The organism is Streptomyces mutomycini, assembly GCF_001700505.1.
Lineage (GTDB): Bacteria > Actinomycetota > Actinomycetes > Streptomycetales > Streptomycetaceae > Streptomyces > Streptomyces mutomycini.
In genome coordinates this window covers 1-21,826 of record NZ_MAPV01000176.1, presented here as the reverse complement: position 1 = coordinate 21,826, position 21,826 = coordinate 1, and the positions used below count along the sequence as shown (strand labels likewise).

Here is a 21,826-nt window from a genome sequence, read left to right as displayed (position 1 = left end):
TCACCGCGTGCCACCGCCGCCCGTACGACCACGGCGGCGGTGGCACGCGGTGAACTGCCCGAGGGCAGCGATCCGGACCGTGCGCTGGACCTCATCGTCGGACCGCTGTACTGGCGCCTCGTCGTGGTCCGCGGTGACCTCCCCGAGGGATACCTGGACGACCTCGCTGCCTCGGCGGTCCGGGCGCTCAGGACCTGACGGACCGGGGTCCCTCGTCGAGCAGCCGGTCCACGACGCGGCGGGCCGCCTCACCGTCGGCGGGACCGCGGTGGTCCCGGCGGAAGCTCTCGTACGCGTCGGCGTGGAGGTCCGCCGACGCAGTTGCGGCGCGCAGGGCCTGGGCCACCTCCTCGGTGGTGGTGAGCAGCGGCCCGGGTGCCCGGGTCTCGAAGTCCAGGCAGAAACCGCGCACGGTGTCCCTGTAGTGCTCGAGGTCGTAGGTGTGGAAGAGCATCGGACGGCCGGTGTGCGCGAAGCCGCATGCCAGGCCCGAGTAGTCGGTGACCAGCACATCGGCGATCAGGAGGAGTTCGGTGGCGTCCGGGTGCGTGGACACATCACGCAGGGCCGGGTGCGCCGGCACACTGCCCGTCACCCTCGGATGCCTGCGGACCAGCACGGTGGTGCGGCCGTCCAGGGACCGTGCCAGGGCGGGCAGGTCGAGCGCGGGATCCCAGCGGTACAGCGGGGAGGAACCGTAGGGAACGTCGGCCGGCGCGTGCGCGAGGTGGTCGCGGTACGTCGGCGCGTACAGCACCACTCGGTGGCCGTCCGGGACGCCCAGCCGCCGGCGTACCCGCTCGGCCGTCTTGTCCCGGCCGGGTGCGAACAGCAGGTCGTCGGCCGGGGAGCCGGCCTCCAGCACCTCGCCGCGGTAGGCCAGGGCGCGGCGGAGGTGCGGGGTGGCGAAGGCGCCGGGGGAGACCAGGACCGACCACTGGGCCGAGCGGTGCTCCAGTGTGGCGAGGTACTGGTGGTCGGCGTACAGGGTGTCCGTGAGGTCCAGCCCGAACCGGCCGAGCGGGGGGCCGTGCCAGGTCTGCACGACCGTCTGGTCCGGCCGCCGCTCGAACCACGCCGGCAGCTGACCCGCCACGACGATCCGGCGGGCCCGGGCCAGCGCCTCGTACCAGGCGGTGCTGTGCGCCACGACGGGGACGGCGGTGGACGGGACACGGGCCGCGGCGCCGGAGGACCCGTCGGTGACCCAGAGGTGCTCGGCATCGGTGTTCCGGCGTACGAGCTCGGCGTGCACGGCACGCGGGGAGCCCTCTCCTGCGTAGAGCACGGCGTCCCGGAGCGGCAGCCGGCGCTGCGCCGGGTGGTACGCCGTCCGCAGACGGCCCTGGCGGTACGCGCTTCGCTCCGCGTCGTGGAGCGCCGGCGCGCAGTGCACGGTCAGCCGGTCGCCGTGGCGGCGGTCGAGGCGGAAACGGGCACCGGCCGCACTCACCGGCAGGAGCGCGGCGAGCGCGCCTCCCACGCGCACGGGCCTGCCGTCCAGGAACACCTCCCAGTCGCCTTCGCGGGGCGGCGGTGCGAGCACGGCGGCGAAGCGGGCTTCCCGGCCTCCCGCCGGTTCCTCCGGGCCGGCGGTGACGGTCACCGTCTCACCGAGGGTGCTGTGCCGCAGGACGAGTGCGCCGGTGCCCGTACCGGCGATGCGCAGCCCGCCGTCGGACGTGCGCCCGGCGAGGTCCACGCGTGGTCCGCCGGGCACCTCCACCACCAGGGCGCCCGCCGCGTCCGCGAAGGCGGGCGGCGGCAGATCCGGAGCCGCGGCGAGCGGCACGGGGACGCCGTCGGTCAGGAGCGCCGCCCGCCACCGGCGCGCGGGCTCCGTGTCGCGGACCGGGGCGGGCCCGGCGGTGAGCGCCCCGAGCGGGACACGGGCGCTGAAGCCGCCCCCGCCCCCGTCGTCGAAGCGCACCGGGAAGACGTGCTCCCCGGCCCCGTCGCGGGTCAGCACGAGGGCCGACGGCCGCGCGCCCCTGTACAGCCGGCCGGTCAGCTCCAGGGTGTCCGGCCCGGGAACGTGTCCGGTGGCCACCGCGGACAGCCGGGTCACGGCCAGTTCGAGCCGCCCGTCCCGGTAGCCCAGCACCGCGCGTCGTCCCCCGCCGAGGTCGTGGACCAGCGGTTGCGCTGCGGACGCCTCCACCGCCCGCAGCGCCGCCCGTCGTACGACGCCGTGTCCGGCCACCACCACGCCCACCAGCCAGTTGCCCGGCCCCAGCCGCCCGGGGTCGAGGACCATCTCGAAGCCCGCGTAGTCGTAGGAGTGCAGCTCCTGGCCGGAGTCCGCGGTGGCCCGGTCCGTCCGGACCGTGCGCACCGGCACGGGCCGCATCCTTCCGCCCGCCGCCTCGCGCACCAGACCGGCCTTCAGGGACTGCCGGGCCACCCGTGCCGGGAGGTTGCGGATGTACGCGTATCCGCGCAGCCGCAGCCTGCCGTCCTCGCCCCACGACGACTCCACCAGCCGTGCCACGGCGGGCAGATCACCCTTGCCGAGGCGCGCCGAGACGCTCCTGCCGTCCCCGGCTCCGGGGTGCACGGCCCGCCGCCGCCCCGGGAGGCCCGCGACGGCGAACGTGCCCGGCCCGTTGGCCCGTTCGAACTCGAGGACGGCCAGCAGCTCGTCGGTCCGGCGCTCACGCACCAGCTGCCAGCGGATGCGTGCCTCGGCGGGCAGCCCGGCCAGGGCCGCGTCGCCCGCCCGGTCGAGGAAGGCGCCCGCGTCCGCCATGAACGCCGAACGGTAGGAGGGGCCGCCCATCGGCAGCCCCTCCAGGAAGTACACGAAGTCGTCGCGCAGGCACGAGGTGTCGTAGCGCAGCCGCTGCCCGGCACCGCGGTCCGCGAGGAACGCGCTGACCTGCTCACAGGCGGCGATCCGGTCCCGCACGCCCCGCACGTCCGTGCGCCGCCGGGTGATCGAACCCTCCCGCACCCGCCAGCAGTAGACGTGGTCACGGAGTACGTCCACCGACCCGGCGAGATAGTGCGCCGGGATCATCACCGGGGTGTCCTCGTAGAGCTTGCCCACCGGGAAGGAGAAGGCGTGCCTGTCCCAGAACGAGCGCCGGAACACCTTGTTCCAGGCGACGCGGTCGGACAGCAGCCGGGCATCGCGGGTGATGTGGGTGCGGGGCCGGTCGGCGGTCAGCCAGCGGTACTGCCAGGCCTGCTGCCTGCCCTGCCCGGTGAGCCGCCACACGTTGCCCGTCACCAGGTCGGAGCCGGTCGACTCCAGGGATGCCAGCATCCGTTCGTAGGCGTCGGGCACGAGGACGTCGTCGCTGTCGGCGAACGCCAGGTACGGCACTCCCGCGGTCGTGCGGGCGGTCCCCGCGTTGCGGGCCGCGCTCAGGCCCGCGTTGGCCTGGTGGACGCAGCGGAAGCGGTCGTCCCCGGCGGCGAAGTCCTCGGCGATCCGGCGGCTTCCGTCCGTCGAACCGTCGTCGACGAGCACCACCTCGATGTCCTTCAGGGACTGTCCCGCCAGCGAGGTGAGGCACTCCTCCAGATAGTCCTCGACGTTGTGCACCGGGACGACGACGCTGAGGAGTGGCTTCATGCACGGCTCAACCCGGCGGAGCGCCCGGGGTCACGCCGCTGACCCGAACGGGTGAAGATTTCTCAAACAATCCGGACGGGTCCCCTTACGCTCGGCTGTCATGCTCCTCAGTGTCGTAGTGCCCGCCCACCGCGTTCAGGGGTATCTGAGGGCGGCCCTGGAGTCCGTGACGCAGCAGCCGGAGCCGGAGGGCGGACCGGCCGGCCTGGAGCTGGTCGCAGTCGGCGCCTCCCGGGACGCGCCGGAGCTCGCCATCGCGAGGGAGTGCGCCGGCAGAGACTCCCGGGTGCGCCTGCTCACCCTCGACGGCCCCTGGGACACGGGCGCGGCCCGCAACGCCGGTGCGGCCACGGCGCGCGGGACCTATCTGCTCTTCCTCGACGGGGACGACCTGCTCCTCCCCGGAGCGCTGGCGGAGATCACCGCACGGCTGTCCGAGGACCGGCCGGACGTGCTGCGCCTCGGCCACGACCAGGTCGACTGGTGGGGCACGGCCCAGCCGGACGACGAGCTCCCGGCCGCCCGGAACCAGCTCTACCGCCGTGCCTTCTGGGACGCCCGCCGACTGCGTTTCACCGAGGGCCCGTACGACGACGTCGTGCCCGTCCACCGGGCGGCCCTCCTCGCCTCCGACGCGGGCACCCTCGCCTCGCTCGACCGGATCTGCGTGCGCCACCGGCTGCGCCGCACCGGCACGTCCGCCACGACGCCGGGCCGCGCGCACTTCGCCGTCATCGACGCGTACGAGCGGCTGACCGCCGAGACCGGCGGCGACCCGCGGATCCCCGCCCTGCGCGCCGCCCACCTGACCGCCGTGCTCCATGACCCGGGCCGGATCGCCCCGGGCGACCGTGCCGCGTTCTTCCGGGCGGCGGGCCTCCCCGGCCGGTACGCCGCGCACCGGACCAGGGAGGCGGTCCGCGCCGGGCGCACCCGGGCGCGTGCCGTCGCGCGCGCGGGCAGGAAGTCCCTGCGCGCCCGCGCGATGAGGGCCCTGTACCGCGCCGACCTGCACCGGCCGCTGGACCCCTGCCTCGCTGTCTACGCGGCGTACTGGAACAGGGGCGTCGCCTGCAATCCGGCCGCCGTCCACGCCAAGGCCCGGGAGCTGGTCCCGCACATCCGGGGGGTCTGGGTCGTCTCCTCCCGGCACCGCGACCGGATGCCGCCCGGAATGCCGTACGTCATCGAGGGCTCCCGCGCCTACTGGCGGGCCATGGCCACCGCGACGTACCTCGTCAACAACTCCAGCTTCCCCGGCGGCTTCACCAAACGGCCCGGCCAGATCTACCTCCAGACCCACCACGGGACGCCGCTGAAGACGATGGGCCTGGACCAGCTGCCCTACCCCGCCCTCACCGGGGGCGTCAGCTTCGAACGCGTCGTCGCCCACACCGACCAGTGGGACTTCAGCCTCTCCGCCAACCCGCACAGCACCGAGGTCTGGGACCGGGCCTACCCGTCCTCGTACGAACAACTGCCGTACGGCTACCCGCGCAACGACGTCCTGTGCACCGCCACTCAGGAGCAGACCGACAAGATCCGTGCGGAGCTCGGCATCGCGCCCGGATCGACCGTGCTGCTGTACGCGCCGACCCACCGTGACTACCGCAGGGGCTTCGTCCCCCGCCTCGATCTGGAGCGCCTCGGCCGGGAACTGGGTCCCGGCTGGGTGCTGCTGGTGCGCGCCCACTACTTCTACGGGCGTTCGGCCGGCACGGCGGCAGCGGGACGGGTCGTCGACGTCACCGGCCACCCGGCCGTCGAAGAACTCTTCCTGGCCGCCGACGCGTTGATCACGGACTACTCGTCCCTGATGTTCGACTACGCCTGCCTGGACCGCCCGATCATCACCTACGCGCCCGACTGGGACGCCTACCGCGCCTCCCGCGGCACGTACATCGACCTGCTGTCCGGCCGTCCCGGCGACACCCCCGGCGCGGTCGCCACCACCCAGGACGAGCTGCTCGGGGTCCTGGTGAGCGGCGCCTGGCGGTCCCCGGAGGCCGACGCGCTGCGCGGCGCCTTCCGCAGCCGCTTCTGCCCGTACGACGACGGGCACGCGGCGGAGCGTGTGGTGCGGCGGGTCTTCCCCGTGCCGCCGGTCCGGGTCCCGGGTCACCCGTAAGGGGCGGTTCCTCCGCACCCCGCCGTCGTTGTGCCCGGCAGTGCGCGCCATACGGACACGTCGGGAGAAGCTCATGCACCGTTCCGCCTACGAGCAGATGCAGCTCTGCATCGAGGAGTACCTGCCCAAGACCCGCAGGCACCGCGTGGTGGACCTCGGCTCGCGGATCTCGGGGAAGCAGAAACGCACCCACCGCGGGCTCCTGGCGGCCCACGACATCGACTACTTCGGCGTCGATGTCCTCGACGGGCCGAACGTCGACGCGGTCATGACCCGGCCGTACCGGATCCCCGCGAAGTCGCGCAGCGCAGATGTGGTGCTGTCCGGGCAGGCGTTCGAGCACATCCCCTTCTTCTGGGTGTCGATGATGGAGATCGCCCGGGTGCTCAAGCCCGGCGGCCACGCCTTCATCACCGCGCCCTCGCGGGGCCACGCCCACGACGCCCAGGACTGCTGGCGCTACTACCCCGACGGCTTCCGGGCGATGGCCGCCCACTCTCGCCTCGAACTCCGCGAGGCGTACACGGACTTCCCGCCGGCCAGGGGCATCTGGCACGACTACGCATCCATCGACGCCACGGCCGCCTACTGGGGCGACTCCGTCGGCGTCTTCCGCAGGCCGCAGCCCCACCGGCGGCCGGTGACCCGGCTGAAGAACCGGGTGGCCGACCTCGTCGTGCGGGAGACGGCGGTGTGGTGGGCCAACCGGGCCGGCGGAGTGGACCGGGTCCCGCTGCCGCGCCCGCTGGACGGCCGGGAGCGGTGCGGGCGTCCGGACAGCCGTACGGCGCCATCAACTACAGGTTGACGAAAGGTGACATGAGCCGCAAAACGCGCGTACTCTCCGGCCCCATGGCTTGGCGTAACGCCGTCAACGGCGTCCTTCAGCACATGACCGGATACCAGCTCAGGCGCGCGACCCTGCCCGCCCCCCGCTCCTCCGCGCGGACGGCGGTGCCGGCGCAGGCAGCGCCGAAGCCGGCGGCGGCGAAGAAGCCGCAGTTCCCGGCGGACTACGACGACGAGGCGAAGGACATCATCCGTGCGGTCAAGCCGTACACGATGACCTCTCCGGAGCGGCTCAACGCCTTCGTCCTCGCGACCCGGCACATCGTCCGGCACGACATCCCGGGGGACATCGTCGAGTGCGGTGTCTGGCGCGGCGGCTCCATGCAGGCCTGCGCCAGGACGCTGCTGTCGCTCGGTGAGACCGGCCGTGACCTCTACCTCTTCGACACGTACGAGGGCATGACCCCGCCCACCGAGGAGGACCTGCGGCGGGACGGCAGGCCGGCCCGGGAGCTGCTGGACGCGCAGGGCAAGGACCGTCCCATCTGGGCTGTGGCCTCCCTGGAGGACGTACAGGCCGGATTCGAGCAGGTTCCGTATCCGAAGGACCGCGTCCACTACGTGCGGGGCAAGGTCGAGGACACCGTCCCGGACCGGGCGCCGGAGCAGATCTCCGTCCTCCGGCTGGACACCGACTGGTACGCGTCGACGAAGCACGAGCTCAAGCACCTGTACGGGCGCCTGGTCAGCGGCGGGGTGCTGCTGATCGACGACTACGGCTACTGGCAGGGGTCGCGCCAGGCCGTGGACGAGTTCCTGGAGGAGACCGGCGAGCAGCTCCTGCTGCTGCGCATGGACGAGGGCCGCATCGCCGTCAAACCCTGAGCGGGCGGTGCCGGCCGGATCCGGAGCGGACAGTGCCGGCCGAACCCCGGGCGGGCAGTGCCCCGTTGAGAGCCCCGTGCCTCCCCGGCACGGGGCTCGTTCCATAGAAAGACAGGAAGTCCGTTCATCCGTCCGGAAGGATCGTGCGCAGCACCATGGCACCCCGACTCACCGTCGTCGTCCCGCTCTACAACGTCGAGGAATACCTCGGAGCCTGCCTGGACTCACTGGCCGGGCAGACCATGGCCGACCTGGAGGTCGTCATGGTCGACGACGGTTCGACGGACGGCAGTGCCGACGTGGCACTCGACTTCTCCCGGAAGGACCCCCGCTTCCGCCTGATCCGGCAGAAGAACGCCGGACTCGGGGCCGCACGCAACGCGGGGGCCGCACAGGCGCACCCGGATGCCGGGTTCCTCGCGTTCGTGGACAGCGACGACGTCGTGCCGCCCGGGGCCTTCGCCCGGATGCTCGGCGAACTGGACTCCTCCGGATCGGACTTCGCGACCGGCAACGTCCTCAGGCTCCGGGCGAACGGCGCGCTCGAACAGTCCCCGATGTTCCGCAGGCCGATGGAGAAGGCCCGCCGGGCCACCCATGTCACCCGCGACTGGATCCTCCTCGGGGACCGCATCGCGTGCAACAAGGTGTTCCGCAGGTCCTTCTGGGACCAGCACGCCTTCGCCTTCCCGACGGGCGTCCTGTACGAGGACATCGCCGTGGTCCTGCCGGCCCACTTCCTGGCCCGGAGCGTCGACGTCGTGGAGGAGCCGGTCTACCACTGGCGGGACCGCGACGGCTCGATCACCACCCGGCGCGCGGTCGCGCGGGGCATCCGCGACCGGGTCACCGCAGTCTCCACGGTCAGCCGGTTCCTCGCGGACCGGGGCATGACGGAAGGGAAGCGCCGTTACGACGAGCACGCGCTCTCCGGAGACCTGTGGCTGTTCATCGAGGCGCTCCCGGACGGCGACGAGAGCTTCCACGAGGCCTTCCTCACCCACGCCAACGCCTTCGCCGACACGGTCGACCCGGCCGTCCTCGCGGCGCTGCCCCTGCATCTGCGGGTGAAGTGGCAGCTGATCCGGGAGCGCAGGACGGCTGAGCTGCTTGCGCTCCTGGCCCACGAGTCGGCCGACCCCGACACCTTCCACGTACGGGGGCGGCTGCGGCCACGGGCCCAGTACCCGGGTGTCGACGGCCCCCTCCCGCGCAAGGTCACCGCACTGTCCGCCGACGACCTCCCCGTGCACGCGCATCTCACCGAGGCCGTCTGGCGGGACGGGCTGCTGCACCTCAAGGGGTACGCGTACGTCCGCAACGCCCCGGGCGGGTCGGCCGGGGCCGGCTGGCTGAGGTCGGGCCGACGGCTGGTGCCGCTCCGGCTGCGCAGGACCGTGACGGACGAGGCGGCGGCCGGATCGGGCCGCTCGCTGCACCGCTACGAACGGTCCGGTTTCGAGACCGTCGTCGACCCGCGCCGGCTCGTCACCCGCGCCACGGCGCGGGGTGGCCGGACCCTGTGGAAGCTCGAATCCGTCGTGGCAGGCGCGGGCCGGCCGCGCCGGGGGCCGATGCGGCTGCTCGGCAATCCGGCAGCGCCCGCCGTGCGTTACGTCGACGAGCGCACCCGGGTCGTCCCGCTGCTCTCCGGGAACAAGCTGGAGCTGCGCGCCGAGCGGGTGGACGCCGTCCTCGCCGGCCACGGGCCGACGGAGACCGGCGACGCGATCCGGATCGCGGTACGGCTGCTGGGCGGCGACGCGCCGACGGCGCTGCGGATCCAGGAGTGGCGTACGAAGGAGAGCCGCGAGTTCCCCCTGGCCGCGGAGGAGGGCACGGACGGCCGTACCGTCGTCGCCGAGGTGCCGCTGGTGACCTTCCGGGGTTCCGACGGCGACTGGGGCGTCCAGCTGGCCGGCGGCGCGCACCGGCTGACGGTCGCCGCCCGCCCGGAGACCGACGCCGCACGGTACGCGCTGCCCGGTGGCCGTGAGCTCTACGCCGCCGCCAATCCGTCCGGGGACCTGGTGCTGACCGACCGCGACGTGCGGCCCGTGGTCACCCGCGTGTCCTGGACGGACGCCGCACACCTGGCGCTGGAGGGGACCTTCCCGGCCGTGCGGGACCGCCCGGTCGAGCTCGTCCTGCGCCACAGCGGACACCAGGAGGAACACACCTTCGCCGTGGAGGGCGCGGACGCCGGTTTCCGCACGGCGCTGTCTCCCGGGGCCGTCGACGGGGCCGGCGGGACGCTGCCGCTCGCCGAGGGCCGGTGGTACCCCTACCTGCGGGAGCGGGGAGAGACCGACCCGGAGCGCTATCTCCCGCTGCGGGTGGTCCACCAGCTGCACGCGGGCCTCCCGCAGGGCCGCGAGTCGGGAGGGCGCGGCTTCACCCTGGAGAGGCGCTTCCACGACCGGCTCTCCCTGCGGTCGGGCAGTGCCCTGCCGCCGGGCGACAGGGGGGCGTACGGGCAGCGCCGGCTGCGCGAGCGGTATGTGAGCCTGCGCGGCCGCGAGCTGTGGGACACCGTGCTGTACTCCAGCTTCGACGGGCGCCAGTACTCGGACTCGCCCCGCGCGGTCCACGAGGAGCTGGTCCGGCGCGGCACCGGCGTCGAGCACCTCTGGGTGGTGCGGGACCAGCAGGCCGCCGTGCCCGCCGGGGTCCGCGCCGTCGCCCTGCACAGCGCCGAGTGGCACGACGCCCTGGCCCGGAGCCGGTGGATCGTCACCAACACCCAGCTGCCCGACTGGTTCGAGCGGTCGGAAGGGCAGTTCGTCGTCCAGACCTGGCACGGCACCCCGCTCAAGCGCATCGGCCGCGACCTGGCGGGCACCGCCTTCGCGGACGCCGCGTACATGGAGTCCATGCCACGGCGTGCCGCGCAGTGGAGCGTGCTCGTCTCGCCGAACCGCTTCTCGACGCCCGTCCTGCGCCGCGCGTTCGGCCACACGGGAGAAGTGCTCGAGTGCGGCTATCCGCGCAACGACCTGCTGTACGCCCCCGACCGGGCGAAGCTCGCCGACGCCGTCCGGCAGGCGCTCGCGGTGCCCGACGGCAAGCGGGTCGTCCTGTACGCCCCTACCTGGCGCGAGGACCGGCCCAGGCGGAGCGGGCGGTACGGACTCGATCTCCAACTGGACCTGGAACAGGCGCGGAAGGCACTCGGTGACGACCACGTCCTGCTGGTGCGCCGCCACTACCTGGTGGGCGGGAGCATCCCGGAGAGCGGCTTCGTCCGGGACGTGTCGCGGCATCCCGATGTCGCCGAGCTGATGCTGATCAGCGATGTGCTGGTCACGGACTACTCGTCCCTGATGTTCGACTTCGCACAGACGGGCCGGCCGATGCTCTTCCACACCTACGACCTGGAGCACTACCGCGACACCCTGCGCGGCTTCTGCTTCGACTTCGAGAACCGGGCGCCCGGCCCGCTGATCACCGACTCGGCGGCCGTCGTCGAGGCGCTGCGTGACCCGGACGCCGCCACCGCCGGCCACCGTGCGGCGTACGCCGCCTTCCGCGAGTCGTTCTGCGATCTCGACGACGGGACGGCGGCCGCCCAGGTCGTGGACCGGATGCTGAAGGGGGAGCAGGCGTGAGCACCCCCGACTTCAGCTGTGTGATCACCGCCGCCGAGGGCGGCGAGGAGGCACTGGCGGCGTCCGTCGCCTCCGTGCTCGACCAGAGCATGCGGGCCGTCGAGACCCTCGTCGTCCTGCCCGCCGGCGCATCCGCCGCCCTGCGGAAGGCGGCCGGAGCGCTCGAAGGACGCTCTCCGGACAACGTCCTTGTGCTGCAACCCGGTTCGGACTCCGTCGCCTCGCTGCGCAACGCCGGCCTCGACGCGGCGCGCGGCACCTACGTCCTCGTGCTCGACGTCGGCGAACGCCTCCAGCGGCACGCCTGCCGCAACCTCTGGCAGGCCGGCGAACGCACCCGTGCCGACCTGGTCGCGGGGCGCTGGAGCAGGCTCACCGGGGACGGGACGAAGGAACGGGAACCCTCCTGGCAGCACCCGCTGTTCCTCCGCTCCCGCACGGTCGCCCGCTTCACCGAAGCGCCCGGCCTGGCCGTCCACGACGCCCTGGTGACCGGCTTCTGCCTGCGGCGGGCGGCGCTGGAGCGGCATGCACTGCGCTACGACGAGGACCTCACCCACAGCGGGGTCCTGTTCGGCCCGCTGGCGGCGGCCGTGGTCGGCCGGATCGCACTCGTACGCCGCCGGATCGTCTCCGGGCGGGCGGTGCCGGACGCAGGCCGGGACCTCGCCGGGGTGGTGGAGGCGCACCGGCGCGTGTGCCATGTGCTGGTGGCCCAGGGGCTGGCGGAGCTGCGGGAGGAGCGGGACCGCGCCTTCCTGCTGGACACCGTCGTGCCGCTGGTGCGCACCTTCCCGGAGCTGCCCGCCGCCGAGCGCGACCGCATCACGGCGACGGCGGCCCGGGTGCTGCCCGGCTGCGTCCCGGAGCCGGTCCTGCTCGGCCTTCCCCCCGTCGAGCGCGTCGGCGTACGGCTGCTGGAGAGGGGCGACGCGGACGGGGTGCTCAGTGCGGCGTACGCGCTGCGCAGGAGGGGGGCCGTGGCCGCGCCCCTGTCCGTGGCGGACGACGGGCGGGTGTACTGGCAGGGCGGGCCCGATCCCGTGCTGGACGTCACCGGACTCGGCCACCAGTACCGCTCGTTCGGCGAGCTGAAGCTGATGAACAGGCTCACCCGCTACGAGGCCGGTGGCGGCCGGGTCCTGCTCGCGGGCAGGCTCGTCCTGCCCGCGCACACCGGGCCGGACCCGGAGGGCCCCCTGACGGCCCACCTGGAGTTCCGTGTCCGTGACGGCTCCCGCGCCTTCCGCGCTCCGGTGGACACGCTGCGGCCCGACGCCACCGGAATCAGCTGGTCCACCCGCACCGACCTCACCCGGCTGCTGCGCCCCCTGGGTCCCCGCGACACGGTGTGGGACGCGCGGATGGTGGTGGAGGACGGCCGGACCCGCTCGGTGAGCGACCTGTTCGCCGCGCACGACCTCGTCGGACCGGCGGACACTTCGCCCGCCCTGCCGCGGCTGGGCAGGGCGGCCGGGGACACCTGGCAGCCCTACGTCACGCTCCGGGACCATCTGGCGCTCCGGCTCGAAGCCCGCCGCCGGCCCGCCCGCACGGCCCGCCGGCTGGTCCACTACGCCACCCACTTCCGCCCCGCACGCCGTGCCAGGCTCCTGTCGCGGGCCCTGCGCAGGCGATGGGACCGGCTGCACGCCAGGGGCTTCAAGGTCTCCGTCTACCGCACCTGGCTGCTGCGGCTGCCCGTGCGCAGGGGTTCCGTGGTCTTCGAGAGCCACATGGGCACCTGTTACGGCGACAGCCCCCGCGCCGTCCACGAGGAGGTGCGGGCCCGGGGCCTGCGGCTGCGCTGCGTCTGGTCGTACGCCGATTCCCCGGACGGGTTCCCGGCGGACGCCGCACTGGTGCGACGCTGGTCCTGGCGCTATCTGTGGGCCCTGGCCCGGGCCGAGTACTGGGTCGACAACCAGGGGTTCCCGCAGCACCTCGACAAGCCCTCGGGCACGACCTACCTCCAGACCTGGCACGGGTCGGCGTACAAACGCATGGGCTTCGACGAGACGCGGGTGCGCATGCAGAACGCCCCGCAGCGCGAGCGGCTCCAGCAGGCGGTGAACCGGTTCGACCACTTCCTCGTACGCTCCGAGCACGACGAGCGCACCCTGGCCCGCGCCTACCGGCTGCCCGGGGAGACGCTGCTGCGCACCGGGTACCCGCGCAACGACGTCCTGCTCGCCGCGCGTGCCAGGGACGAGGCGGAGGGCAGGCTGCCGCGTCCGCCGCTCGCGGCCGTGCTCGGCCTGCCCGACCACCGCAAGGTCGTGCTGTACGCGCCGACGTTCCGGGGCGGGCCGGGCAAGCGCAAGCGGCAGCGGCTCCCGCTGGACGCGGCGCGCTTCGCGGAACGCTTCGGAGACACGTACACGCTGCTGGTGCGGGCCCACTACCTGGAGGCTGCGAGTCTGCCCGCCTGCCCGCCCGGGACGGTCGTGGACGTCTCGGGCCACCACGACGTCAGCGAACTGCTGGCGCTCACCGACGTCCTGGTCACCGACTACTCGTCGATCATGTTCGACTACGCGCTCCTGGACCGCCCGATCGTCCTCTTCGCCCCCGATCTCGACGCGTACGCCGCCGAGCGGGGCAGCTACTTCGACCTGCGGGAGAAGGCGCCGGGACCGGTGACGGCGACCGAGGAGGAGCTGTTCGCCGTGCTGTCCCGGCTGAAGACCGCGGACACCGGCTTCCAGGAGCAACGGGCTGCCTTCGCGGCCGAGTTCGGCCACTACGACCGCGGTGACGCGGCCCGCGCGGTCGTCGACACCGTGTTCGCCCGGCACACCGCACCGTCCCGCACCGTCCCGACCGGGGAGGCCGGCCGATGAGCCGCAGCCGTGATGTCTTCATCGTCTCCAACAGCACCGACGAATTGGGCGGTGTCACCGGCTGGATGCACCGGACCGCCCATCTGTTCCAGGAGGCCGGGCACCGGGTGCACACGGTCGGTATCCACGCCGCCGAGCGGAAGATGGCCCTGCCGGAGCCGTGCGGCTACCCGGTGACCGCCCTGTATCCGTCGCACCCTCCGACACCCTGGGCGCCCAAGGGGCTGCGGGACCGCTTCCGTGTTCCCGCCCGGCGCGCCGAGGCCGCCCGTGCGGCCCGGAAGCGGCGGGCCGTCGAACGGCTCTCGGAGATCTTCCGCGCCGCCCGGCCCGGCGGGGTGGTGATCGTCAGCCAGGTCTGGGCGATGGAGTGGGTCGGCGAGGCGGACACCGGCGGTCTGCGGGTCATCGGGATGAGCCATGAGTCCTACGACTACTCGCGGGCGAGCCACCGCTACCGCTGGATCAGGAACCACTACCCGCCGCTCGACCACTGGCTCGTCCTCACGGAGGAGGACGCCGACAAGTGGGCGGGGGACGGGATGAACAACGTGGGTTCCATGCCCAACGCCCTGGCCGCGCTGCCCGACGTGCCCTCCCCGCGCTCCGGGAAGTCGGTGGCGAGCATCGGCCGGCTCACGGACCAGAAGGGCATCGACATGCTCCTGGACACCTGGGCGCTGGTCGCTCCACAGCGCCCGGACTGGCGGCTGGACGTCTACGGGACGGGCGAGGACGAGGCGGACCTCAGGGCCCGGTGCACCGCGCTCGGGCTCGACTCCTCGGTCCGCTGGCGGGGGCGCACGGACGACGTCCCCGGAGCGCTCGCCGCCTCCTCCGTCTTCGTCCAGTCCTCACGCGGCGAAGGCTTCCCGCTCGCACTGCTGGAGGCCATGGCGAGCGGGCTGCCGTGTGCCGCGTTCGACTGCGCGCCGGGCGTACGGGAGATCGTGCGCGACGGTGAGGACGGACTGCTCGCGCCGGCGGGAGACATCGGCGCGCTCGCCGACCGGCTGCTCCGGCTCACCGGCAACCCCCGGATGCGGGACGCGATGGGCGACCGGGCGCGGACCGGAGTCCAGCGGTTCTCCGAGGCGGAGACCATGGAGCGCTGGGAAGAGCTGTTCGCGCTCCTGGAGCGCTGAAGGCCCGGGGCGTCCGACGCCCCGGGCCCCGCGGGCCTCAGCCGTTCGTGTACTCCCGCACCGGTACCTGCCGCGGCACCCCGGTCGGCCCGCGGCTCGTCAGCGGGACGGGCAGCGGCAGGCCCGAGGTGTCGCCCAGGAAGACCCGGCGCACCACCCGCTCCGCCGCGTGCCCGTCGTCGTACGGACAGAACCGGGCCCGGAACGCCGTGCGGCGCTGCGTGGACCGGGGCCCGCGCCAGTGGTCGGTGGCGAAGATCTCGTGGAGTTCCTCCTGGTCGCGGGCCACCGCACCGGGAGGGAAGGCCGCAGGATCGAAGTACGTGCCGCGCGCACCCTCGTACGCCTGCGCGTCCTCCAGGTGGAGGACGACCGGCCGGTCGAGGTTGACGTAGTCGAACATCAGCGACGAGTAGTCCGTGATCAGCGCGTCGGACGCGAGGCAGAGCTCCTCGACGGACGGGTGGGTGCTGACGTCGATGATCCGCGGGTGCCGGGTGTGACCGGCGGTCGCCCGGGCCGTCGCGTCCAGGTAGTGGGAGCGCGCCAGGATCACGAAGCGGGGCCCCAGGACGCGGACCAGCTGCTCCAGGTCCAGGGAGTACTGCTGGGTGCGGCGGTAGTCGCGGTGGGTCGGCGCGTACAGCAGGGCGGTGCTGTCGTCGGGGACGCCCAGGCGCTCGCGCAGCCGCGCCGTCTCCTCGGGGCCCGTGCGGCGGAAGACGTCGTTGCGCGGGCTGCCGTACTCCAGCGTGGTGTAGCCGGACGGATAGGTGCGCTCCCACACGAGGGTGGAGTGCTGGTTGGCCGAGAGCGAGAAGTCCCACTTGTCGACGTTGCGCAGCAGCTGGTCGAAGTCCATGGAGCCGGCCGCCGCGGGCCGGTGCACGAGATCCGTGCCCATGGTCTTCAGAGGGGTCCCGTGATGGGTCTGCAGGAAGACCTGCCGGCGTCTCTTCACGAGTCTGCGGTCGAAGTTGACGTTGTTCACCAGGTACTTGGAGCGTGCCAGAGCCGTCCAGTACGCGGCCGTCCCCGGGTGCAGCACACGGGTCGCGTCCGGCACCGTGTGCGCGTCCTCCGGGCGGCAGATCCAGGAGGTGCGCAGACCGGGTACGAGGGCTCTGGCGGCGGCCTCCAGCGCCGCGGGGCTGCAGGTGTAGCCGCGGTGCCAGTAGGCGGCGAACACCGCGTCCGTGCTCCGGACGGGCAGGCGCAGCTGGACGCGGTAGTGCAGCTGGAGCGCGGCTCCGCGTACCGCCCGGTGCGTTGCCGCCGCTGCGCCTTTGAGCCTCGCGCCCAGCCGCTGCGCGGCCCACAGCGCGCGGTAGGTGCGGTGCGCGCCGAGCCGGAACAGGGCGTGCCGCAGCCTGGCACGGTGCGGCACGGGGGTGCCCGGGGTGCGGTAGCGGCGGCAGTGGGCGCGGGCGCGGCGGAAGAAGAGGGCCCGGGTCCCGCGCGGCAGCCGGCCCCGGGAGGTGAAGAGGGTCGAGAAGTGGTCGAGCATCCGGCGGAACATCACCGGGCGCCAGGCGGAGAGTTCGGGGCGGGCGTCGATGAAGGCGAAGACGCGGTCGTACTGGTCGAAGACGTCGAAGTGCCGGTGGGTGGTGGTGGAGAGGATGTTGCCGCGGCGCCGCTGGCGGTACTCCACGCAGACGGTGTCCAGCACGGCGATCGACCCGGCGGCCATCAGTACCGGGTAGGTCCAGGGCGTGTCCTCGTAGTAGCCGGGCGGGAAGGTGAAGCCCTCGGCCTCGATGAACTCACGGCGGTAGGCCTTGTTCCAGACGACCATCAGGACCTTGAGCAGTTCGGGCCGCTCCGCGAGCCGGAAGGACGCGGGGCCGGTCTCGGCGAGGTGCTCGGCGAAGGTGTTGCGCACGCTCTCGCCCGACCAGTACGTGCGGGCGTAGTCGTAGACCAGCACGTCGGGGCCGCCGGTGGCCTCCAGCCGGTCGGCGATCGCCTGGAGTGCCTCGGGGGCGAAGGTGTCGTCGGCGTCGAGGAAGAGCAGGTAGTCTCCGGTCGCCCTGGCGACGCCGGCGTTGCGGGCGGGTCCCAGGCCGGAGTTGTGCGGCAGGTGGACGGCGCCGACCCGGGGGTCGCGGGCGGCGTACTCATCGGCGATCGGGCCACAGGCGTCCGGTGAACAGTCGTCGACCACGATGACTTCGTAGTCCTTGAAGGACTGGTTCAGCACGGAGTCGAGACATGCGTGCAGATACGCCTGGACCCGGTACGCGGGCACGATGACACTGAACCGGGGCACAACACATCCAGGGGTCGCTCGCGGGCGGGCAGGTGGCCCGCAAACGGCCGAAGGAGTGACTTGGTTACGCGGGATGTGGCATCCGGGGGAAGTACGAGGTAGGGCGGCCCGATCACGAGTGAAAGGGCCGCCCCGGTGTTGACGAACGTGTGTGCTGCTCCGGCTTTCCCTACTTCACGGCGCCGGCCATCACCCCGGAGACGAACTGCCTCTGGAAGGCGAAGAACACCGCCAGCGGAATCACCATGGACACGAAGGCGCCGGGCGCCAGCACGTCGATGTTGTTGCCGAACTGCCGCACCTGCTGCTGCAGGGCCACGGTGATCGGCGGGGACCCGGAGTCCGCGAAGATCAGCGCGACCAGCATGTCGTTCCACACCCAGAGGAACTGGAAGATCCCGAGCGAGGCGATCGCGGGACCGCCGAGGGGCATCACGACCCTGGTGAACAGCCGGATCTCGCCCGCACCGTCCAGTCGTGCGGCCTCCAGCAGTTCGCGCGGGATCTCGGCGAAGAAGTTCCTCAGCAGGAAGATGGCGAACGGCAGGCCGAACGCCGTGTGGAACATGATCACGCCGAAGGTCGTCTCGAAGATCCCGATGGTGCCGAAGAGCTCGGACACCGGGATCAGGGCGACCTGCACGGGGACCACCAGCAGTCCCACGACCACCAGGAACCACCAGTCGCGGCCGGGGAACTCCATCCAGGCGAAGGCGTAGCCGGCGAGCGCACCGATGACGACCACGAGGACCGTGGTCGGGACGGTGATCAGGACCGTGCTGAACAGGGAGTCCGTGATGGTCGAATTGTCCAGCAGGCGCTGGTAGTTGGCGAACGTGAGCTCGGAGGGCGCGGTGAACACCTTCCACCAGCCGGTCGCCGCGATGTCCTCGGGTCCGCGCAGCGAGGAGAGCAGCAGCCCGATGGTCGGCATCAGCCAGAACAGGCCCACCAGGATGAGGAAGACCCGCATGGCACCGCCGCCCGCCCTGGCGGCGATCCGCGCGCCGAGGGACTGCCCGGCCTTCCCTGCCCGGGGGACCTGCTCGGCCCGCGCGGTCTTGGTCGTCTTCACCGGCGCCCCTCCTTCCGCATCCGGCGGATGTTGAACAACATCACCGGGATCACCAGCAGCAACAGCAGTACGGCGATGGCGCTGCCGATCCCGAGATCCGCGTCCGTGCCGAACGAGGAGCGGTACAGCTGGAGGGCCAGGACGTTCGCGTCGTCCTGCGAGGAGCCCGGCGCGATGATGAAGACCAGGTCGAAGATCTTCAGTACGTTGATCATCAAGGTGACCAGGACCACCGCGAGCACGGGTGCCAGCAGCGGCACCGTGATCCGGCGGAACACCTGCCACTCGTTCGCGCCGTCCACCCGTGCCGCTTCGAGGAGTTCGCGCGGCAGACCCGCCAGACCGGCCGCGATCAGCACCATCGCGAATCCGGCCCACATCCAGACGTAGCTGCCGATGATCCCCGGCGTCACGAGGGAGGGTCCGAGCCAGTCGACGCCGTTGTACGGCTCGCGGAAGTTGTCCGCCGGGAGCCGCAGCAGGCTCCCGTCCGCCGAGGCGGGCAGGGTGAACACCCCGTTCGCGCCCGCCGTGGCCGTGGCGACGACCTTGCCGTCCCTCACCGCCTCGACGGTGATGCCCTTGAGGCCGAGCTCCTTCGGATCGACGAGGTTGGGCTTGCCGCCGCCGCCCTTGGTGAAGTCGAGCCAGGCGGTGCCCGTGATCCCCTCGCCGGAGGCGGTGGCCGCCTTCGCGGGCTCCGCGTCACCCGGCATCTTCGCCGGGGCCACACCGACCAGCGGCAGGCTCACCGGCTCACCGGCCCGCACGGCCTCCTTCGTCACGAAGGAACCGCCCCCGCCGGCCTTCAGCGGATGGACGGGCAGCGGATGCGCCTTGGGGAAGCCGGACGACTGGGCGAACGTGTCGTGCACCCCCACCGCCACGGCGTTGGCGACACCGCGCTCCGGAGCCTGTTCGTAGACGAGCCGGAAGATGATGCCCGCGGCCAGCATGGAGATCGCCATCGGCATGAAGACGATCAGCTTGAACGCCGTCCCCCACCGGATCCGCTCGGTGAGCACCGCGAAGATCAGTCCCAGCACGGTGGCGACGGTCGGCGCGAACACGACCCAGACCGCGTTGTTCCTGACCGCTGTCCGGATGGTGTCGTCCGTGAACAGCGCCTTGTAGTTGTCCAGGCCCGCGAAGCCCGTGCCGGACTGGTCGAGGAACGAGCGGTAGACGGAGTAGACGATCGGATAGACGACGAGTGAGCCGAGCAGTACCAGGGCCGGCAGCAGGAAGGCCGTCGCGACGGCTCTCCGGGTGCCGGTCACACTCCTGCGTGTGCGCGTCGTCGTTTCGGGACGCTTGTCGGCGGGGGGCGCGGTGGCGCCCCCCACTGTCTTGGTGGTCATCCCGTCAGCTCGTGTACGCCTTGGCCGCGTCGGACTCCAGCTTCGCTTGAGCCCCCGCGATGTCCTTCGGGTTCTTCAGGAAGTCCTGGAGCGTCTTCCACTCACCCTTGCCGGGCGTCCCGCCGAACGACTGCGGGGCCTGGTCGGACATGTCGAACCGGACGTCGTCCCCGGCGGCGATCAGCGCCTCGGCGATCTTGCGCTGTACGTCGTTCGGGTACGCGGCCGCGTCCAGCGACTTGTTGGGCGAGATGAATCCGCCGGCCTCGGCCCAGATCTTCGCCGCGTCGACCGAGGCGAGCCAGGTCAGCAGCGCCTGGGCGCCCTTGCTGTCCTTGAGCGCCACGGCCGCGTCGCCACCCGTCACCACGGGGGACTCCGCGCCGACCGCCGGGAACGGGAACACCTTGGCGTCCGTGCCGACCTTCGCCTCGGTCTGCGCGATGTTGATGGAGACGAAGTCGCCCTCGAAGACCATCGCACCCTTGGGCTGGTCACCGCCGGTGAACGTCTGGGTGACCGACGCCGGGAACTCGGTCTGCAGAGCCCCGTCCGCGCCGCCGGCGATCAGGCCCGGCTTGCCGAAGAGCTGGGCGAGCGTGGTCAGCGCGTCCTTGACGGACGGGTCCGTCCACTTGATCTCGTGCTTGGCCAGCTGGTCGTACTTCTCCGGCCCGGCCTGCGAGAGGTACACGTTCTCGAACCAGTCGGTGAGCGTCCAGCCGTCCGCGCCGCCGACCGAGACCGGGGTGACACCGGAGGCGGAGACCGTCTCGGCGGTGGCGAGGAAGTCCTTCCAGGACTTCGGCTCGCTCGCGCCCGCGTTCTCGAACGCCTTGGTGTTGTACCAGATCAGGGACTTGTTGGCGGCCTTGAAGTAGACGCCGTACTGGGTGCCGTCGACCGCCCCGAGGTCCTGCCAGACCTTCGAGTAGTTCTTGCTCAGCTCGGCCTTCGCCTCCGCGCCCACCGGCTTGGCCCACTTCTTGGCCACGGCCTGCTGGATGGCGCCCACCTGCGGGATCATCGCGACGTCCGGGGGCTGGCCGCCCGCGATCTTCGTACCGAGGAAGTTGACGATCGGGTCCTGCGCCGGGACGAAGGTGACCGTGGCACCCGTCCGTGCCTCGAACTCGTCGAGGACCTTGGTGAAGTTGGCCTGCTCGGGTCCGGTCCAGACCGCGGCGACCGATATCTTCTCGCCGTCCAGCTTCGGCAGGGTGACGCTCGGAGCGCTGCCCTTGCCCTTGCCGGCGTCGTCGCCCGGCTTGTCCTTTCCTGCGCCGTCGTCGCCGCATCCCGTGAGGGCCAGCGCCCCGATCGCGGTGAACACCAGTGCGGCCCTACGCATGCGAAGGGTTGTGCGCATTCCTGCCCCGTCTCTCCTGCGCGCGCATGAGACACGGGCCGGAAGCAACAGGGGTTCCCGCTGCAGCCGTTCGCGTCTCACATCGTGCGGTTCACGTCGTCCGTGCGCACAGTCCTATGCCCGGCGCACCGCCGTAGCAATACCGCCGTGGGCGCCAACTCCTTGATCGTGATGGGCTCGTGACGTCGTGCCGGGGCGCGGACGGCACGCGTTCAACGCGTCCGCCGGCCCCGGGGTACGGGCCGGGCGCAGGACGGTGCGGGCTACGGGATCAGCGGAGGGGGCGGCTCCGCGTTCACCGAACGGGCCGCCCTCTCCAGGGCGCTGGCCAACAGGGCAAGGTCCGTGGGTCCGTTGCCCAGCTCGCGGACCGGCCGGCGGGTCGGCGGGTCTCCCATCCGCTCCCACTCCAGCGGTACGACGGTGGGGCGCAGGGTCGCCGTGCGCGGGATACGGCCGGTGACCCGGCCGCCCTGGAAGGGAGTCACCCGTCCGTCCGGATGCCCGAGCCGTCCCCGGCCCGGCGAGGCCTCGTCCGGTGACGGGGGGACGACGGGCGGGTCGAGCACGATGCGCAGCCGCGCGCCGCGTGCCAGCTCGGTGTCCTCGGTGCGGTCCGGGCGGGCGGATGTGGCGACCAGGTGCACGCCGAGGCGCCCGCCGTCCCTGGCGACGGCCTCCAGCACCCGGACCACGGACCCCGCGGAGGGGCGGCCGGGGCTGCCGAGCGCCGGGGCGACCAGGGCGTCGAAGTCGTCGGCCAGGACGACC

Annotated in this window: 12 protein-coding genes and 1 pseudogene; 7 read left to right on the top strand and 6 right to left on the bottom strand. The window is 72.6% G+C overall.

The genetic code is table 11. The features are described from left to right. The coding region (locus BFF76_RS23895) for a TetR/AcrR family transcriptional regulator C-terminal ligand-binding domain-containing protein (protein ID WP_208604875.1) at nt 1-198 on the top strand (198 nt) is incomplete at its 5' end. On the opposite strand, the gene BFF76_RS23890 is transcribed toward BFF76_RS23895, so the two are convergent. Beyond that, nucleotides 188-3,580 carry a bifunctional glycosyltransferase/CDP-glycerol:glycerophosphate glycerophosphotransferase gene (locus BFF76_RS23890; RefSeq protein WP_065849028.1) on the bottom strand — a complete coding sequence of 1,131 codons (3,393 nt, stop codon included), beginning with the start codon at nt 3,578-3,580 and terminating at the stop codon, nt 188-190. The two genes, BFF76_RS23895 and BFF76_RS23890, sit on opposite strands and share 11 nt — an antisense overlap. A 100-nt stretch (nt 3,581-3,680) precedes the next feature. Here BFF76_RS23890 and BFF76_RS23885 point away from each other — a divergent pair, with 100 nt between their 5' ends. The 6 genes from BFF76_RS23885 (at nt 3,681) to BFF76_RS23860 (ending at nt 14,978) form a co-directional block, all read left to right on the top strand. Next, entirely contained in the window at nt 3,681-5,708 is a 2,028-nt protein-coding gene (locus BFF76_RS23885) for a bifunctional glycosyltransferase/CDP-glycerol:glycerophosphate glycerophosphotransferase (protein ID WP_065849027.1), read from the top strand. Nucleotides 5,709-5,781: 73 nt separating this feature from the next. Then, a complete protein-coding gene (locus BFF76_RS23880) occupies nt 5,782-6,516 on the top strand; it encodes a methyltransferase domain-containing protein (RefSeq protein WP_053929398.1) in 735 nt (244 codons plus the stop codon). An 11-nt stretch (nt 6,517-6,527) separates the two neighbouring features. Further along, nucleotides 6,528-7,382, top strand: a complete 855-nt coding sequence (locus tag BFF76_RS23875) for a TylF/MycF/NovP-related O-methyltransferase (RefSeq protein ID WP_031100719.1) — start codon at nt 6,528-6,530, stop codon at nt 7,380-7,382. A 155-nt stretch (nt 7,383-7,537) separates the two neighbouring features. After that, nucleotides 7,538-10,990: a bifunctional glycosyltransferase/CDP-glycerol:glycerophosphate glycerophosphotransferase gene (locus tag BFF76_RS23870; RefSeq protein ID WP_065849026.1), complete on the top strand. Its 3,453-nt coding sequence runs from the start codon at nt 7,538-7,540 to the stop codon at nt 10,988-10,990. Further along, a complete protein-coding gene (locus tag BFF76_RS23865; protein ID WP_053929400.1) occupies nt 10,987-13,833 on the top strand; it encodes a bifunctional glycosyltransferase/CDP-glycerol:glycerophosphate glycerophosphotransferase in 2,847 nt (948 codons plus the stop codon). The genes BFF76_RS23870 and BFF76_RS23865 overlap by 4 nt, the downstream gene beginning before the upstream one ends. Next, nucleotides 13,830-14,978: a glycosyltransferase gene (locus BFF76_RS23860; RefSeq protein ID WP_053929401.1), complete on the top strand. Its 1,149-nt coding sequence runs from the start codon at nt 13,830-13,832 to the stop codon at nt 14,976-14,978. The genes BFF76_RS23865 and BFF76_RS23860 overlap by 4 nt, the downstream gene beginning before the upstream one ends. 37 nt (nt 14,979-15,015) lie before the next feature. On the opposite strand, the gene BFF76_RS23855 is transcribed toward BFF76_RS23860, so the two are convergent. From BFF76_RS23855 to BFF76_RS23835, 5 genes and pseudogenes are all read right to left on the bottom strand, one after another. Further along, a complete protein-coding gene (locus BFF76_RS23855; protein ID WP_053929402.1) occupies nt 15,016-17,250 on the bottom strand; it encodes a bifunctional glycosyltransferase/CDP-glycerol:glycerophosphate glycerophosphotransferase in 2,235 nt (744 codons plus the stop codon). Nucleotides 17,251-17,419: 169 nt separating this feature from the next. Beyond that, complete coding sequence (locus tag BFF76_RS23850) at nt 17,420-18,325, bottom strand: carbohydrate ABC transporter permease (RefSeq protein ID WP_031100707.1); 906 nt, start codon at nt 18,323-18,325, stop codon at nt 17,420-17,422. Beyond that, a complete protein-coding gene (locus tag BFF76_RS23845) occupies nt 18,322-19,686 on the bottom strand; it encodes a carbohydrate ABC transporter permease (protein ID WP_065849025.1) in 1,365 nt (454 codons plus the stop codon). The genes BFF76_RS23850 and BFF76_RS23845 overlap by 4 nt, the downstream gene beginning before the upstream one ends. A gap of 4 nt (nt 19,687-19,690) precedes the next feature. Continuing rightward, a complete protein-coding gene (locus BFF76_RS23840; protein WP_031100700.1) occupies nt 19,691-21,055 on the bottom strand; it encodes an ABC transporter substrate-binding protein in 1,365 nt (454 codons plus the stop codon). 263 nt (nt 21,056-21,318) lie between these two features. Next, nucleotides 21,319-21,826: pseudogene (locus BFF76_RS23835) on the bottom strand (FHA domain-containing protein); the annotation flags it as partial.

Coding starts and splice junctions, on each gene's coding strand:
- BFF76_RS23890 (WP_065849028.1), bottom strand. CDS start 3,580: ATGAAGCCACTCCTCAGCGTCGTCGTCCCGGTGCACAACGTCGAGGAC.
- BFF76_RS23885 (WP_065849027.1), top strand. CDS start 3,681: ATGCTCCTCAGTGTCGTAGTGCCCGCCCACCGCGTTCAGGGGTATCTG.
- BFF76_RS23880 (WP_053929398.1), top strand. CDS start 5,782: ATGCACCGTTCCGCCTACGAGCAGATGCAGCTCTGCATCGAGGAGTAC.
- BFF76_RS23875 (WP_031100719.1), top strand. CDS start 6,528: ATGAGCCGCAAAACGCGCGTACTCTCCGGCCCCATGGCTTGGCGTAAC.
- BFF76_RS23870 (WP_065849026.1), top strand. CDS start 7,538: ATGGCACCCCGACTCACCGTCGTCGTCCCGCTCTACAACGTCGAGGAA.
- BFF76_RS23860 (WP_053929401.1), top strand. CDS start 13,830: ATGAGCCGCAGCCGTGATGTCTTCATCGTCTCCAACAGCACCGACGAA.
- BFF76_RS23845 (WP_065849025.1), bottom strand. CDS start 19,686: ATGACCACCAAGACAGTGGGGGGCGCCACCGCGCCCCCCGCCGACAAG.
- BFF76_RS23840 (WP_031100700.1), bottom strand. CDS start 21,055: ATGCGCACAACCCTTCGCATGCGTAGGGCCGCACTGGTGTTCACCGCG.